Origin of the sequence: Rhodococcoides kroppenstedtii, from assembly GCF_900111805.1 — a bacterium.
GTDB classification, from domain to species: domain Bacteria; phylum Actinomycetota; class Actinomycetes; order Mycobacteriales; family Mycobacteriaceae; genus Rhodococcoides; species Rhodococcoides kroppenstedtii.
In genome coordinates this window covers 260,565-276,603 of record NZ_FOJN01000002.1, presented here as the reverse complement: position 1 = coordinate 276,603, position 16,039 = coordinate 260,565, and the positions used below count along the sequence as shown (strand labels likewise).

At 72.7% G+C, this 16,039-nt stretch carries 14 protein-coding genes; 8 read left to right on the top strand and 6 right to left on the bottom strand.

Annotated elements, in window-relative coordinates; genetic code table 11:
- Position 1 precedes the first annotated feature (1 nt).
- Genes BMZ18_RS03415 through BMZ18_RS03405 form a run of 3 tightly spaced genes read right to left on the bottom strand, consistent with a single transcriptional unit; the run spans position 2 to position 2,114 of the window.
- A complete protein-coding gene (locus BMZ18_RS03415) occupies positions 2 to 685 on the bottom strand; it encodes a response regulator transcription factor (protein ID WP_068101942.1) in 684 nt (227 codons plus the stop codon).
- Complete coding sequence (locus tag BMZ18_RS03410) at positions 682 to 1,221, bottom strand: PH domain-containing protein (protein WP_068362508.1); 540 nt, start codon at positions 1,219 to 1,221, stop codon at positions 682 to 684. Before BMZ18_RS03410 ends, BMZ18_RS03415 begins: the two co-directional genes overlap by 4 nt.
- 2 nt (positions 1,222 to 1,223) lie before the next feature.
- On the bottom strand, positions 1,224 to 2,114 hold the full coding sequence (locus BMZ18_RS03405; protein ID WP_068362471.1) for a biotin--[acetyl-CoA-carboxylase] ligase: 891 nt from the start codon (positions 2,112 to 2,114) through the stop codon (positions 1,224 to 1,226).
- A gap of 121 nt (positions 2,115 to 2,235) precedes the next feature.
- Between BMZ18_RS03405 and BMZ18_RS03400 the strand changes: the two genes are divergently transcribed.
- The gene (locus BMZ18_RS03400; protein ID WP_068101944.1) at positions 2,236 to 3,906 is read left to right on the top strand and encodes an acyl-CoA carboxylase subunit beta; all 1,671 of its coding nucleotides are present in this window, start codon (positions 2,236 to 2,238) and stop codon (positions 3,904 to 3,906) included.
- Between the two features lie 29 nt (positions 3,907 to 3,935).
- Here BMZ18_RS03400 and BMZ18_RS03395 read toward each other — a convergent pair whose 3' ends face one another.
- The 3 genes from BMZ18_RS03395 to BMZ18_RS03385 are packed head-to-tail and all read right to left on the bottom strand — an operon-like array spanning position 3,936 to position 7,970.
- Entirely contained in the window at positions 3,936 to 5,360 is a 1,425-nt protein-coding gene (locus BMZ18_RS03395) for a hypothetical protein (protein ID WP_074921775.1), read from the bottom strand.
- Entirely contained in the window at positions 5,347 to 6,705 is a 1,359-nt protein-coding gene (locus BMZ18_RS03390) for a hypothetical protein (protein WP_074921773.1), read from the bottom strand. The genes BMZ18_RS03395 and BMZ18_RS03390 overlap by 14 nt, the downstream gene beginning before the upstream one ends.
- Entirely contained in the window at positions 6,702 to 7,970 is a 1,269-nt protein-coding gene (locus BMZ18_RS03385) for a glycosyltransferase (RefSeq protein WP_068366619.1), read from the bottom strand. The genes BMZ18_RS03390 and BMZ18_RS03385 overlap by 4 nt, the downstream gene beginning before the upstream one ends.
- A 591-nt stretch (positions 7,971 to 8,561) precedes the next feature.
- Here BMZ18_RS03385 and BMZ18_RS20005 point away from each other — a divergent pair.
- The 7 genes from BMZ18_RS20005 (at position 8,562) to BMZ18_RS03345 (ending at position 16,033) form a co-directional block, all read left to right on the top strand.
- A complete protein-coding gene (locus BMZ18_RS20005) occupies positions 8,562 to 9,875 on the top strand; it encodes a glycosyltransferase (protein WP_068366622.1) in 1,314 nt (437 codons plus the stop codon).
- A complete protein-coding gene (locus BMZ18_RS03370) occupies positions 9,863 to 10,702 on the top strand; it encodes a glycosyltransferase family 2 protein (RefSeq protein ID WP_068101954.1) in 840 nt (279 codons plus the stop codon). Before BMZ18_RS20005 ends, BMZ18_RS03370 begins: the two co-directional genes overlap by 13 nt.
- A gap of 68 nt (positions 10,703 to 10,770) precedes the next feature.
- Positions 10,771 to 12,273, top strand: a complete 1,503-nt coding sequence (locus BMZ18_RS03365) for a condensation domain-containing protein (RefSeq protein ID WP_068366625.1) — start codon at positions 10,771 to 10,773, stop codon at positions 12,271 to 12,273.
- A complete protein-coding gene (locus BMZ18_RS03360; protein ID WP_068366628.1) occupies positions 12,270 to 13,724 on the top strand; it encodes a condensation domain-containing protein in 1,455 nt (484 codons plus the stop codon). Before BMZ18_RS03365 ends, BMZ18_RS03360 begins: the two co-directional genes overlap by 4 nt.
- Positions 13,715 to 15,082 carry a hypothetical protein gene (locus BMZ18_RS03355; protein ID WP_068366631.1) on the top strand — a complete coding sequence of 456 codons (1,368 nt, stop codon included), beginning with the start codon at positions 13,715 to 13,717 and terminating at the stop codon, positions 15,080 to 15,082. Before BMZ18_RS03360 ends, BMZ18_RS03355 begins: the two co-directional genes overlap by 10 nt.
- A 43-nt stretch (positions 15,083 to 15,125) precedes the next feature.
- Positions 15,126 to 15,359, top strand: a complete 234-nt coding sequence (locus BMZ18_RS03350; protein ID WP_068366634.1) for an acyl-CoA carboxylase epsilon subunit — start codon at positions 15,126 to 15,128, stop codon at positions 15,357 to 15,359.
- Entirely contained in the window at positions 15,356 to 16,033 is a 678-nt protein-coding gene (locus tag BMZ18_RS03345; protein WP_068101964.1) for a Maf family protein, read from the top strand. Before BMZ18_RS03350 ends, BMZ18_RS03345 begins: the two co-directional genes overlap by 4 nt.
- The last annotated feature ends 6 nt before the right edge of the window (positions 16,034 to 16,039 follow it).

Here is a 16,039-nt window from a genome sequence, read left to right as displayed (position 1 = left end):
ATCAGTCCGTGTTGATGCGGAAACCCACGCCCCGCACCGTCGCGATGCGCCGCTCCGCGACGGGCCCCTCGTCACCGATCTTCCGACGCAGCCAGGACATGTGCATGTCCAGAGTCTTGGAGCCGCGCAGCTCCACGTCCCCCCACACCTCGCGCAGGATCGTCTCGCGGGAGACCACCTGACCGGCGTGGTCGAGAAGGATCTTCAGCAGCTCGTACTCCTTGTTGGCCAGGCTGATCTCCGTACCGTCCAACAGGACTCGGCGCGCGGCCGGTTCGAGCCGCAGGCCGCCCACCTCGATGGGGGTGTCCTCGGCGGTGGGGCCGCGCCGGCGGAGCAGGGCGCGCACACGGGCCATCAGTTCGGCCAACCGGAACGGCTTGGAGACGTAGTCGTCCGCGCCGGCGTCGAGCCCGACCACGAAGTCGACCTCGTCCGTGCGGGCCGTGAGCATGAGGACGGCCAGCTCGGCGGTCGACGCGCGGATCTGACGACACACCTCGAGGCCGTCCATCCCCGGCAGACCGAGGTCCAGGATCAGCAGGTCGAACGAGCCGCCCAGTGCGCGCGCCAGCGCATCCGGACCCGTCCGTTCGACGGTCACGGTGTAGCCCTCGCGGCCGAGGGCCCGCGACAGTGGTGCGGCGATGGCCTCGTCGTCTTCGGCGAGCAGAACGTCGGTCACCGGACCACCCTACGAGGTTCGAAGCCCTCGTCCGGGCGGTCGTCGGCGTCCGTCACCACGTGGTGGTACAGAAGAGAGTGGACGCGTTCGACGTCGGGCACGTCGTCGAATTCGAGCGGATCGTCCGATCCCGCCACCACCACGAGCGTCCCGGTGCGCAGCAGACGGTCGATCAGCCCGTGACGGAACTGGACGTTGGCGATGCGCGCGAGGGGAATGTCCGTGCCGTGGTGGGCAAGGACGCCCTGGCGCACGATGACCCGCCGATCGGTGACGACGAAGTGGGTCGTACGCCACCGCATCACCGGCACCACCGTCCGCAGGACGACGACGGCGGCCCACGCCACACCGACGGCGGCGATGGCGACCGTGCGCGCCGTGCCCTCGGTGGTGCGCTCGGCGACGCCGGCGAGGAAACCGGCCAGGGCCGTCACGACCAACGCGGTCAGCGCGGGGAGGACGAGCATCTTCCAGTGCGGGTGCCGGTGGAGGGCGACGTCCTCGTCCGGTCCGATCGCGTCACGCGGGAACGCCACGGTCACTCCCCCGCATCGGGGACGGCGCGCAGGTGGGTGACATCGCCCGCGGAGACGGCCACCGGGGCGCACCCGTCCTCGGGAGCGATCACGATGCGCCCGTGTCCGTCGACGTCCGCCGCGGTGCCGACCAGCACCTCGTCGCCGGGCATCGTCACCCGGACGCGGCGCCCCAGCGTGTCGCAACGCGCGCGGTAGAGCTGAGCCAAGCCGGCGGTGTCCCAGCCGCTGTCGCGCCACTCGTCCACGGCGGTGCCGAACGCCCGCAGGAACGCCCGCACGATGGTGCCGCGGTCCAGCACCGCCGCGCCCGCCGCCCGCAGCGAGGTCGCCGTCGGGACCGGAAGTTCCTCCGCCGTCGGCGTGACGTTGATGCCGACGCCGGCCACCACCGTCAGGGCCGGGGTGCTCCCGGCGACCTCCACCAGGATCCCGGCGACCTTGCCCGGTGCGCGGTCGCCGGTCAGCAGGACGTCGTTGGGCCACTTCAGGACGGCGTCCACCTCGCACACCGAGCGCAGCGTGTCCACCACGGTGATGCCCGTGAGCAGCGGCATCCAGCCCACGGCGTCGGGCGGGATCCCCGGCAACCGGACCAACGCCGACACCGTCACCTGCGAGCGAGGCGGAGCGGTGAACGAGCGGGAGTGTCGACCGCGGCCCGCGTCCTGCACGTCGGCGATCACCGCGGTGCGGTCCGCCGCGGTCGCCGCGACGGCCACCAGATCGGCGTTGGTGGACCCGGTGCGGGGCACCACCGTCACCTCCGCCCACGACGCGCGGGGGCCGTTCACCAGGGCGCGGGTGATGGCCCGGCCGTCGAGAGGAGCCCGGTCCAGATCGGTCCAGGGCCCCGCTCCCTGTGCACGCTCCGCGCCACCGTTGTCCGCCATGGGGCCCGAGCATAGAGATGGCGGGCAGGCCGGAGGCCGGTCGCATCGATATCCAGCGGCCCCACGGCGGAGCGTGACCGGGCGCACGGTACGACGGCACGGGTCGTTACAGTGCAGGGCTATGACGAGTGTGCAGGACGCCGCAGCGCAGGAATCCGTTGCTCGGAACGACGCCGACGGAGCGGCCGCGACCGCACCCGACATCCACACCACCGCCGGCAAGCTCGCCGAACTGGCCGCCCGCCGGTCGCAGGCCGAGCTCCCCATGGGCGAGGCGGCCGTGGAGAAGGTGCACGCCAAGGGCAAGCTCACCGCCCGCGAGCGCATCGAGGCGCTTCTCGACGAGGGATCGTTCGTCGAGCTCGACGCCCTCGCCCGCCACCGCAGCGTGAACTTCGGCCTCGCCGAGAACCGCCCGTTCGGTGACGGCGTCGTCACCGGATACGGCACCGTCGACGGCCGCGACGTCTGCGTCTTCTCCCAGGACGCCACCGTCTTCGGCGGCTCCCTCGGCGAGATCTACGGCGAGAAGATCGTCAAGGTCATGGACCTCGCCCTCAAGACCGGCCGTCCCCTCGTCGGCATCAACGAGGGCGCCGGCGCCCGCATCCAGGAGGGCGTGGTCTCCCTCGGCCTCTACGGCGAGATCTTCCACCGCAACGTCCGCATGTCCGGTGTGGTGCCGCAGATCTCGCTCATCATGGGCCCCGCGGCCGGTGGCCACGTCTACTCCCCCGCGCTCACCGACTTCGTCGTCATGGTCGACAAGACCTCGCAGATGTTCGTCACCGGACCCGACGTCATCAAGACCGTGACCGGCGAGACGGTCACCATGGAGGACCTCGGCGGCGCCCACACCCACATGGAGAAGTCGGGTGTCGCGCACTACGTCGCCTCCGACGAGCAGGACGCCCTCGACTACGTCCGCGACCTCCTCGGCTACCTCCCGTCGAACAATCAGGCCACCGCGCCGCGCCTGGCGCCGACGGACCCGGTCGACGGATCCATCGAGGACTCCCTCACCGCCGAGGACCTCGAGCTGGACACGCTGATCCCGGACTCGCCGAACACCCCGTACGACATGCACGAGGTCATCCGCCGCATCCTCGACGACGACGAGTTCCTCGAGGTCCAGGAAGGCCGCGCCCGCAACATCATCGTCGGCTTCGGACGCGTCGACGGCCGCAGCGTCGGCATCGTCGCCAACCAGCCGACGTCGTTCGCCGGCACGCTCGACATCGATGCGTCCGAGAAGGCCGCGCGATTCGTCCGGACCTGCGACTGCTTCAACATCCCCATCATCACGCTCGTCGACGTCCCCGGCTTCCTGCCCGGCACCGGCCAGGAGTTCGACGGCATCATCCGCCGCGGCGCGAAGCTGCTCTACGCCTACGGCGAGGCGACGGTCGGCAAGATCACCGTCATCACCCGCAAGGCCTACGGCGGTGCCTACGACGTCATGGGCTCCAAGCACATGGGCGCCGACATCAACCTCGCGTGGCCGACGGCCCAGATCGCCGTGATGGGCGCCTCCGGCGCCGTCGGCTTCGTCTACCGCAAGCGTCTGCTCGAGGCCGCGAAGAACGGTGACGACGTCGACGCCCTGCGCCTCGAGCTGCAGAACGAGTACGAGGACACCCTGGTCAATCCGTACGTCGCCGCCGAGCGCGGTTACGTCGACGCAGTGATCCCGCCGAGCCACACCCGCGGGCAGATCGTCACCGCCCTGCGTCTGCTCGAACGCAAGTACGTCACCCTGCCCCCGAAGAAGCACGGCAACATCCCGCTCTGATCGACCGGACGGCCGGCGGGGGGGCTCGCTCACCAGAACCGGTGATCGAGCCCCCACCGCGTCAACTCGCTCGACAGGGTGGCCCGCAGAGATGCCGTGTCTCCCACCAGATCCGGGTGGATGCCGAACACCGTGACGGTGACGGTGTCGGCGTACTGCACCGACCACGCCGCCAGCGCGGGACCCTGCGCGCGCCGGTCGGCCGCGGAACGCCCCTGCATCACGGCGCGGATCGCGAACCGCTCGGCAGGCGTCCCCAACGGTGCCACCGACTCCGTCGGCGCCGCACCGAGATTCGACACGGTGACGTCGGGTCCCGGAACGGCCTTCATGAGCCGACCGAGCACGACGTCCGGCATCAGTCGCGCGATCGCCTGAAGGTGATCGACCACCGCGTCGTCCGTCACCGCGTACCGGGCGAAGGCCTCCTTGCTGAGCCGACGGACGGTCGCCAGACCCGTGTCCGGACCCACGGGCCCGGCGAGCCGGATCCACACTCCGCCCGACGCATTCGCGCGGTCGTCGCCGTCGGACCGCGTGTCCACGGCGATGCAGACGCGGGTGCCGCCGGGCGGCATCACGTGTCCGGTCTCGCGCAGCACGCTCGTGAGCACCGCGGTGAACAGGCTGTTGGGTGTGCCGCCCAGTGCGGCGGCCCGCGCCTCCCACTGCTCCCGCGGAATGTCGACGACGGCGAGCGTGGTGTCGGCGTCGCGCTGCGGCGGGGCGGGGCGATCCTCCGCGGCGCCCATCACCTCGGGTGCGTCCGACACCGGGGCCGCCGCGGCCGACCGACCCAGCAGCGCCCGGACCCCCGCCCGACCGATGACGGCGGTCGCGCGGACGATCGCCGGCACCTGCGCGGCGGCGTCGAGCAGATCCCCCCGCACGCCCGACCATCCGGACACCTCGGACGCCGTCGGAAGACCGCGCACCGACCCGAGCCGGTTCTCGGCCGATCGTCGCGCGTCGCGGAGCGCGTCGTGCACGGCGTGACCGTCCGCGATCATGTGGGACACCAACAGTGTCAACACGACTCGTCCCGACCGGGTGTGGGCGTACTCCACCGTGAAGCCCCGCCCCGCACCGGGATCGAGATCGGCGTCCCGCAACCGGCGGTCCAGCCAGGCGCCGACGGCGGTGTCGGTGGCGTCGTTCAGGATCGTCGGCTCCGCGTACACCGTCGGTGGTCGCTCCGCCCGGACCCAACGGTGCCGCGCGACCGGCACGCGCGTGCGCACGATGCGACGACCGAAACCGCCGCGCGCCAACGCCAGTGCCCAGTCGAGCACGGCGTCGTGGCCGGGATCGTCGGCCAGGACCCAGGCGAACTGGATCGGCGCGGTCCACCCGAACAGCCGCTCGGCGAGGTCGTAGGACTCGTCGGCGCCGGCCACCCGGTCCGCCGGGTCGATCACCGTGTCCGTGGTCTTCGCTGCCTCACGCGACGTCACCGCGCACCCCCCACGCTTCCAGTTCGGCCCGCACGGCGTCGCGCAGCGCGGACACGGATCCAACACGGGTCTCGTCGAAACCCGCCACGGCGAACGTCGTTCGGCCCTCGGTCTCGAGCAACCACGATTGCACGCCCTCCCCGAATCGCTCCGGACGGTCGGGTCGGACACCGCGCGCATCACCGCGGAACGACACGGTGGCCGCCGTCGCGTCGCCCACCCGGGCCAGTCCGTCGAATCGGCCGAGGTTCGAGGCCACCGCGTCCGGCATGCCGGAGGGCCCGGCCATGACCACGCGGGTGACCAGGGCGATCGGCAACACCTGCAGCAGCGACTGCAGGTGGTACGCGGCGGGTCGCTCGCCGGCGCCGACGGCGGTGAACGCGGCCCGGCACCGGGCCCGCAGAGGGCCGAGATCGCCACCCGCGGAGGGACGGTCGTCGACGACGACGGTCACCCCTCCGGTCGCGTTGCTGCGCTCGTCGTCGACGGCGTCGGGTCCGCGGAGGCTCACCGGCACGCCGACGCGCACGGGGTCGCCCGGTGCTGCGTATCCGGAGGCATAGAGAGCGCCGGCGACGACGGCCACGAACAACGAATTCGGTGTGCCGCCGAACCGCGCGGCGCGTTCCGCCCAGTGGTCGGTGTCGGTGTCGACGACCACCCACGACGGCTGCGCTCGCGGCGCCCGAAGCGCCGGCGCGGACCGCGCCGGGCGTACGGGGGTCGCAGCGGGAGCCTCCGCGGGCGGCGAGGTCACGGCGGCGCGCACGGCTCGGGCGGTCCCCAGCGCGGCACGGCCCAGTTGCAGGCCGGCGTCCACGAGGTCGTCGACGGGACCGAGGCGGGACACATCGAGCCGGCGGGGCGGGCGGGCCGACGGTGCGGGCGCGGGCGTTCGGGTGGCGACGGCGGCGTCGACCGCCGCCGAGGTGAGGGCGCGCCCGTCGGCCACCAGATGCAGACAAGTCAGCGAGAGGACGGCACCGCCGCGATCGTCCGGGGCGACGTGCACGGCCCAGCAGCGACCCGCCTCGGCGTCGAGGTCGGTGGTGCGCAGCAGCGCCCGCGCCCACTCGTCCCGCTGGTCGGCGGGCACGGGATCGTGTCGAACGGACGGAACGGGGTCGGTGGTCGAGCGCACCCAGTAGGGCCGGGCCAGCGGGACGCGAGGCCGTACGAGCCGTCGATGGAGTCGGCTCGCGGTCAGCGCGTCGGTGAAGGCCTGCAGGGCGGCCGTCCCCGGCGCACGGTCGAACGTCCACGTCAGTTGCAGGACGACGTCCCACCCGAACGCCTCGCGCAGAAACCAGTAGGTGAAGTCCTGATCCTGGAGACGGCTCATCGCGCGACCGGAATTCGGGACTCGACGAGGTCCGCCGCTCGGGCTACCGCGCGCTCCGGGTCGACGAGGGCGTCCTGCATCCGTCGCGCGCCGTCGGAGCGGGCCGCGGCCGCCTCGATCGCGGACGCCAGCGCCGACGGGGTCGGATCGTCCCCCCGCAGCATCACACCGGCGCCGACGTCCTCGAGGCGCCGGCCCCAGAACGGCTGATCCGCCGACACCGGCCGCACGACGGCGGGGCGACCGGCCCGCAGAACCGCCGCGGTGGTGCCCGCCCCGCCGTGGTGGACGACCACCGAGCAGCGCGGGAACAGCGCGGCGTGGTCGACGTGGCCGCTGAGCACCCGCACGTCCGCATCCGGCCCGAACTCCTGCTCGACGTCGCGATCGAGGTCGTTCCATCCCGGCGCGACCAGGGCGCGCAGACCGAGCGACCGCACCGCCTCGCTCACCCGGCGCAGGGACCTCTCGGCAGCCCGCAACGGCATCGAGCCGAACCCGATGTGGACCGGCGGGTCCCCGGCGTCCAACCACGCCGCCAACTCCGAGTGCAACGGCGACGGCGCCGGCGCTCCGCCGAGGAAGCCGACGAGGGGCCGGCGGTCACCGTCGAACCCCGCGGGCGGCGGGCACAGCGCCCGGTCGTACGCCTGGATCTCGACGGCTCCGGCATCCGCGAGTCGGTAGGGCACGGGACGACGCGCGGACGGCAATCCCAACCCGGCGCGCAGCGTGTTCTCCCGGCGCCGGGTGGCGGTCCACAGGACGTTTTCGTAGACGGCCCAGGCGGCCCGGGTCACCGGAGCCGGCAAACCGTCCGCGCCGAAACCGGGCAGATGGACGTCGTTGGTGCGGACCGGCGCGTGGTGCAGACCGACCACCGCGGCCCGCACCGATTCGGCGAGGGGCGCGGCGACCTGCTCCGTGGTGATCCCGGTGACGACGACATCGGGACGGTCGCGGTGGACGAGAGCGGACAGGTCCCGGGTCATCTCGGACCACCCGAGGTTCCACAGTTCGCCGGCCGACCGCACGCGGTCGATCACTGACCCGTGCGAGCCGCGTCGCACCACGTCCGAGGCCAGGTGTGCGCGGGTGTCGTATCCGAACGGCTCGACCGGGACGCCGTGGTCGGTCGCGAGCGAGGTCAGATTGGGTGGGAACGCGGCAACCACGTCGTGCCCGCGGGAGTGCAGCTCCGCCGCCAGATGGGACGCCGGCTGGACGTCCCCCCTCGTGCCGCTCACGGCGACGACTACGCGCATCGGCTCTCCTTCGAGTCTCGACTCGGCTGTGCATTCGGTTGTGCACACCGCTCTGCGGTCGACCGCCCGTCACCGCGCTCGAACACACGTCACTACCGCGGGTTCGGGTTCGGTGATGCCGCGGACGGGTCGATGCGCCGAATTTCCGTCAGGCGACAACGGACGATGCAGTGATCGCTGGATGGTCACAGACCTTGCCGCGTCATCACCAATGAGTATGTCTCACAATGCCTTGCGCCCGTTAACTCGATGTTTCGGCGATGAGTACGTTGCATGTCACCGTCGTTCGCGCCGGTCACGGCCCCGATGAGACCGATCACCCCGCGGCGACGGTGTGATCCGCACCGTCCCGATTGGCGGCCTTCACGATCGTCTGCCATCGTCGCAGAGACGCGACTCGGTACCCGCACGAACGATCCGGCACAAATGAAGACGGCTCGCCCGTCGGCCGGCGCGGCGCGGTCGCGCACCCGGATCGAGCATCGTCGATCCGGTCGATCATCACGCGGGAGAACGGTTTTCGTTACGGGAAGCGGTGAACTGCGGTGCCGACGAGAGCGACGCCGGTGTCGGGACGAGAGGAGGAATCGGATGGTGTCGACCCTGGTGTTCCAGGGCAGCCGAGGGGACGTCGAGCCGGGCGTCGCGCTCGCCGAGGAGCTCGTCCGTCGCGGCCGGACGGTGCGGGTCGCGGTCCCTCCCAACGTCGTCGACGACGTGCGTCGCCGACTGTCCTCCGCGCCGAGGGTCGAGGTGTCGGCCTGCGGGCCGGACACGGCCCGCACCCTGGCGTCCACCGTGGCGACTCGGGAGATCAAGTCTTGCAACCCCTTCCGTCGGCTCCGCGCGGCGACCGCTCTCGCCACCGAGGACGGGATCCGCACCCGTCGCGACCTGCTCGCCGTCGCCGACGGCTCGGACGTCGTGATCGGCTCGAACGTCGGCCAGGAGGCGGCACTCGACGTCGCCGAACGACTGGGGGTGCCGTACGTGCCAGTCCACCTGTGCCCGGTGCGTCCGACGCGCGCGGTCTCCTTCCCCCCGCTGCCCCAGCGAGTTCCCGGTCCGGTCCGCTTGGCCGGCTGGCACGCGCTCGATCGGGCCCTCTGGCACGCCTCCCGCGTGACCGAGGCCGCGCATCGACGCGATCTCGGCCTCCCTCCGGCGTCGTCGTCGGTGGCCCGCCGCCTGCGCCGACTCCGCACGACCGAGATCCAGGCCTACGACCCCGCACTCTTCCCGACGCTGCCGACCGAGTGGGGCGCGCGCCGGCCCCTCGTGGGTTTCCTCCGTCCCACCGGTGATCCCGCCGCGCTCGATCCCGACCTGGAGTCCTGGCTGTCCGCCGGACCGGCGCCGGCCTACGTGGGCTTCGGCAGCATGACCGTTCCCGACGGGCCCGCCGTCGTCGGCGCGATCCTCGACGAGCTCGGGCGGCGGGGCTATCGCGTCCTCGTCGCCGGTGGGTGGTCCGGACTCGGTGCGGCCGAGGGCCTCCGGTCCGAACGCGGTCCGGGCAGCGACGCCGTCGACCGGGTGCGGTGGGTCGACCAGGTGGATCACCGGGCCGTGCTCCCCCGCTGCGCCGCCGTCGTTCACCACGGCGGGGCCGGCACCGTCGCGGCCGGGTTGGGCGCCGGATGCCCCACGCTGGTCTGCTCGGTCGGGGCCGACCAACCGCTGTGGGGCGCCCGCGTCACCGCACTCGGTGCCGGAGCGAGCATGCCCGTGCGGTCCGCTCGCGGCGCCGCCCTCGGCCACGCACTCGATCGCGTTCTGCACCCCGACACCCGCAGCCGCGCCGCCGCAATCGCCCGAGAGCTCGCACCGCCGGACGTCGCGGTCCGAGCAGCGGCCGACGTACTGGAGTCCGCAACCGACAGGAGAATTCCGTGTCCCGACTGACCCTCTCGGTGGTGATCCCCGCCTTCGACGAGGAGGAGTCCATCGGGTCGTGCCTCGACCTGCTGTGCGCCCAGGCGGCCGACATCGACGAGATCATCGTGGTGGACAACAACTCCCGCGATCGCACCGCCGACATCGTGGCCGACCGCGCCGCGCGGTCACCGCTGATCCGGACCGTCACGGAGCATCGCCAGGGACTGGTGTTCGCCCGCAACGCCGGCATGGACGCCGCCCGCGGCGACCTGATCGCGCGCATCGACGCCGACACGCGCGTCGGGCCCGACTGGGCCCGCACCGTCCGCGACTTCGTCACCCGCGACACCGACGGCCACTGGTGGGCCGTCTGCGGTCGCGGCGAGGCGTACGACCTGCCCTACGGCACCGCCGCGGCGCAGGCCAAGAGCCGGTTCTCGCCGTTCGGACGACGGCGCGCTCCGGAGGTGCGGGACGTGCCGGTCCTGTACGGCTCCAACATGATCCTGCGCCGCGCCACCTGGGCGGCCATCCGCGATCGGGTGTCCGACCGTCGCGACGTGTTCGAGGACGTCGACATGGGCCTGTGCGTGCGCGCCGCCGGAGGTCGCAACGGCTTCCTCGCCGATCTCACGGTGGGCGTCTCCCCCCGCCGAATGCACTCGCCCACCGGCGAATTCGTCCGCTACATGGTCTGCCTACCGCGAACGTTGATGCTGCACCGGCGCTTCGGTCTCGCGCTGGCCGCCGCCGCGCTGTACGTCCCGGGCGTGGTGGTCCTGCACGCCGCGCGCCTGATCGTCATCCGCGCGGCCACCCGAGCTCCGATCCCCGCCGCGCGCGGCATGCCCTGACAGTCCGTTCGACGAGTCCCCGCACCACCGGAGACGACCGCCACTCCCCCCAGATCAGGACGGCCGACATGCATTTCACCGAGCTCGCCGACTACCCCCTCCCGGACGGGATGGTGACGGAGTGGACCCCGTCCGTGTCGAACACCGCGGCGTGGCGTCCGGACGCGCGCCCGTTGGCGTTCACCCACGAAGCCCACCTGCGCCACAGCCTCCGGCGGACCCGCTCGCTGGACACCACCGGCCCGGCCGGTGACGCCGAATGGATCGGCGCCGTGCTCGAGATCGACCGGACCTACGATCCCGAGGCGTTGCGACGAACGCTGCAGCGGTGGATCGCTCGGCACGAGGCGCTGCGCACCACCGTCGACGCGGTGGGCGACTCCCTGACCCGGCGGACGATCGAGGAGTCCGCGGTCACGGTGACCGACCGCGTCGTCGGGCTGCGGTCGGGTGCGGACGCGCACGACCATCTGCTGTCCTACCTCGGGCGCGGCCTGTCGCCGTTCCGCTGGCCGCACGTGCTGATCGCCACGGTGTCCGAGACCGGGTTCCTCCACGTGGATCACGGCCGCTTCCTGGTGGTGTTCGGCGCCGACCACTCCGTCATGGACGCCTACTCCATGCTCCTGTCGGTCGGCGAGATCCGCCGCCTCTACGACCACGAGCTCGACGCCCGCGATCACGACCTGCCCGGAATCGGCAGCCATCTCGACTACAGCGTGCACGACCGCCGGACCGGCGACGACGTCACCGCCGATTCCGAGGCCGTCGCCCTCTGGGACCGCTTCCTGGGGGACGGCCCGTTCCCCGCCTTCCCGTCGCTCGCGGCGGAGGCCGGCGTTGCCGCGGGGTCACCCGACGCGACCCGGCAAGGCGCACTGTCGGTCTCGATCGCGTCGCCGGAGACCACCGCCGAGTTCGCTGCCCGATGCCGACGCAGCGACGCCTCGCTCACGGCGGGGATCGCGGCCGTCGTCGCCCTCGCCGGGCGCACCACCGCGCCCGGGCCCGGCGCCGACACCGACACCGACACGGCCGGTCCGTGCCGGTTCGTCATGCCGATGCACACCCGGTACGCGCCCGAATTCGCCCGCGCCGTCGGCTGGTTCGTCGGCGTCGTGCCGGTCACCGTGGAGCTGGACTCCGACCACGCTGACACCGCACTCGTGACCGCCGCCGACAGCCTGCGCGCCGTGGCCGGCGCGGAGAGTCGGCCGTGGTCCGCCATCGCCGCGCTCCTCGGCGTCGTCGACGTCCCCCGCTTCGTCGTCAGCTATCTCGACCTGCGCCACGTCCCCGACGCGGACTCGTGGTGCGCGTGGCGGGTACAACCGCTCCGCAGCGCCACGTACTCGGACACCGAGGTCTACCTCTGGTTCCTGCGCACCCGGGAGGGGCTGTTCCTCTCGGCGCGCTTCCCCGGCACGGACGCGGCCACTACCGCGGTACACCGGTTCGTCACCCGCTGCCGCGGTGTCGTCGACGCCCTGGCGGCCGGCGCCGAGACCGTCGCCGAGTCGACTCCCGTGACGAGAACGAACGGCGCCGTGCGGCAGGAGGTTCGGGCATGATCATCACGGCGATGGCGAACTGGCGGCCGGCCCCCGGCGAGATGCTCGAGTGGCGTCCGACCATCCCCGACACCCCCGACCGCGCCCGGGCCGTCGGGGTTCACGCGGTCCCGGCGTCCTTCCTGCAGGCCAACCACGTCCGCGGCGTCGACGCCGCGCAGCGCCGCGGCGATCGACACACCGGATTCCTCGGGTCCGCGACGGAGGTCGAGGGCGATCTCGACGCCGCCGCCCTGACCCGGGCCATCGCGGTGTTCCTCGCTCGACACGAGGGGCTGCGGACCTGGTTCTCCGTCCGCGACGGGGCCGTGCAGCGCCACCGCGCGCCGGCCGACGCGGCCCTGGTCCCCGTCGAGGCCGGAGCGGCGGCGACGACCGACAGTGCGCGAGAGGCCGTGCGCGACAGGCTCTCTCGTGACGCCACGCCCCTGTCGTGGCCCCCGGTGGCGATCGGCGCCATCCGCCGCCACGGCAGCTTCTCGCTGTACTACGGTGCGGACCACGCGTTCTCCGACGGCGCGTCCCAGGTCACCGTGATCGCCGAACTGGCGGACCTCTACCGCGCCGAGGTCACGGGGACCCCGGCCCTCGATCTCACCGAGCACGAGGGCAGCTTCCTCGATCACGTCCGGATCGAGGAGGAGGTCTCCCCGTCGTACGATCTTCACTCCCCCGAACTCGCCGACTGGATCGACGTGGTGTCCCGGCACGACGGCGGCCTCCCCCGTTTCCCGCTCGATCTCGGACTGGCCCCGGGTGAGACCGCACCGATGGAACCGGTGGAACGCGACCTCCTCACCGCGGCCGAGGCCGACGTGTTCGAGCAGGTGTGCCGCGACGCCGGCGGGTCGTTCACCAGCGGACTTTTCGCCGCCTGCGCCCTGGTCGAACACGAACTGGCCGGAACCGGCCGATACGACGGGATCGCCGTGCTCTCCACTCGGCACCGCGGTCCGTTCGCGTTGTCCCAGGGGTGGTTCTGTGCCTTTTCTCCGGTCACGTTCCCCGTGGACGACGCGGACGAGTTCGCCGACGTGCTTCGCTCGGCGACCGCCGCGTACGCGCGGGCCAAGACAGCGGCCTCCGTTCCCATCGGCCGTGTCCTCGAGCTGTTGGCCACGGGCGGTGTCGGCGGTGCGGGCCTCGCCCGCAGCCCACAGCTGTTGTCCTACCTCGATTTCCGCCGGTTCCCGGGTTCCGGCACACCGGCGGACGAGTGCGCCGTGTTGTTCACGGGTGAGGGCCGCACGGCCAATGCGTCCATGTGGTTCAACCGCGACCATCGGCACTTCTACGTCGGCGCGCAGATCCCCTCGACGCCGACGGCCCGCCGGGCGGTGCGGCGCTACCACGATCGCCTGATCGACCTGCTGGTGAGCGTCGTGCGGTCGCACGACACAGCGGATCCGGCCGTGCGGTCGCACGACACAGCGGACGTGCGATGCGCCTGATCGGATCCGACGACCTGCTGCCTCGGCCGGGCACGATCCTGCTGTGGTCGGTGTCGGCGGATCCGGCGGCCGCTCGGGTGCAGGAGGCGCCGCCGTCGTTCAATCAGCGCACCCACCTCGCCGGGACCGGTCGGCTCACCTGGCTGGCCGTCGCCGCCGAGGTGCCGGGGCCGATCCAGCGCGCCGATCTCGCTCGGGCCGTCCTCGGTCTGCTCGCCCGTCACGAGTCGCTGCGGACGTCGTTCCGTCGCACGCCGCACGGGCTGCGCCGCGCCGTTCACCCGGCCGAGTCGCTGACCCTGCGTCCCCGACCGGCCCGTGCCGTGGCCTCCCCCACGCTCGTGCGCGACGTCGTCACCGACTTCGTGAGCGAGTCGTGCTCCCGGCCGTGGTCGGCACCGGCCGTCGCCGTCGCGGCGGTGGATCGACCGGACCGGTCGACCATCGTGATCGGGATCGATCACGCGCTCGGCGACGCGTGGTCGCTGACCGTGCTGCTCGACGACCTGGTGCAGCTCTATCGGGGCGCACCCGCCGATCCGGTCGCGTCCCCGGCCTTCGGCCTGCACTGCGCCCGCGAGGCGGCCACCGTGGTCGAGCCGGGCGATTCGCGCCTCGCCGACTGGCTGCGGTTTCTCCGAGCGCACGGAGACGCGCCGCCGGCGTTCCCCGGCCCCACGGGCGTGCCGGCGGGGGAGGTTCGGCGGGCCGTTCTGCGGACCGACGTGCTGGTCGGCGGGGACGACGCCGACGCGGCCGAGGCGTCGTGCCGCGCGCTCGGTGCCGGTCCCTTCGCCGGCGCCCTGGCCGCCCTCGCTCACGCCGTCGCCGACGAGCCCGACGGCCACCACCGACCCCGATCGCTGTCCCTGCTGTTCCCGCTGCACACACGAACGCTGCCGGACGAGAACCGCGCCGTCGGGTGGTACGTCACCAACGCCCCGGTCACCGTGGCGGTGTCGAACGACATCCGGTCCACCACCCGGGGCGCCGGATTCGCCCTGCGGGCAGCACTTCCGCTGGGGGCGGTCCCGATCGACACCGTCGTCCGGGCTCTGGGCGAACTCCGCCGTCCGCGACACGACGTGTTCATGGCGTCCTACGTCGACTACCGGCGGCTGCCCGGGCACGCGACGCACGGGCCGCTCGACGCCCGGCACGTCTCCGCCGTCACCGACGCCGACGACGTGCAGATCTGGTTCACCCGCACCGACACCGGCCTCGCGGTGCGGACACGGGTCCCCGACACCGTCATCGCCCGCGCCACCGTCGATCGGCTGATCGAGCGGATGCGCGTGCATCTGACCGCGCTCGCGCGCCCGGCGATCCTCGCTGCCGATCCGGCCCCGGTACAGTGACGGCTCGACCGGTCGACCGGATGGAACGCAGCGAGGAGATCACGTGAGCGCAGCGGACGAGACAGCGACGGCCCCCGCCGTTCGTGTCGTACGGGGCAACCCGTCCGACGAGGAACTGGCCGCGCTGGTGACCGTCCTCGCCGCCGCGTCCTCGGCGGCGGCGCCGGCCGAGCCGCCCGTGGTCGACACCTGGGGGCACCCCACCCGTCTGCATCGCGACTTGCGGGCCTTCTCGCCGTATGCCTTCGGCAACGGTATCGCTCGACCGCCCCGATGACCTCGGCGAGCCCGGCGCACCCCGTGCGTCTGGTCCTCGCGTCCCGCTCCCCCGCACGCCTGGCCCTGTTGCGGGCCGCGGGCGTCGACCCGGTCGTGCGGGTCTCGGACGTCGACGAGGACGCCGTCGTGACGTCCCTCGGTCCCGGTGTCGCCCACACGGTGGTGGTCACCGAACTCGCCACGGCCAAGGCCGAGGTGATCGCCGACGCCGTGGCCGCCGAGCCCGAATTCGCCGTCGGCACCGTCGTGATCGTCGGCTGCGATTCGATGCTCTCGATCGGCGGCAGCCTGGTCGGCAAGCCGCACGACGTCGACACCGCCCGGAACCGGTGGTCCGTGATGGCCGGATCGGCGGGCGAACTGCTCACCGGTCACTGCGTCCTCCGGCTCGACGACGGCCGGATCACCGCGAGGGCGGCCCGCCACTCGGGCACCGTGGTGCGCTTCGGCACACCCGATCCGGACGACCTGGAGGCGTACCTGGCCAGCGGCGAACCCCTCGCAGTCGCAGGGGCTTTCACGCTCGACGGGCTGGGGGGCTGGTTCGTCGACGGCATCGACGGCGACCCGTCGTCGGTGGTGGGCCTCGGCCTCCCGCTCGTGCGGCGACTCCTCGCCGAGGTGAACGTCGGCATCTCGGCGTTGTGGGCGGGTCGGGGCGGCGACACCTAGGATCGC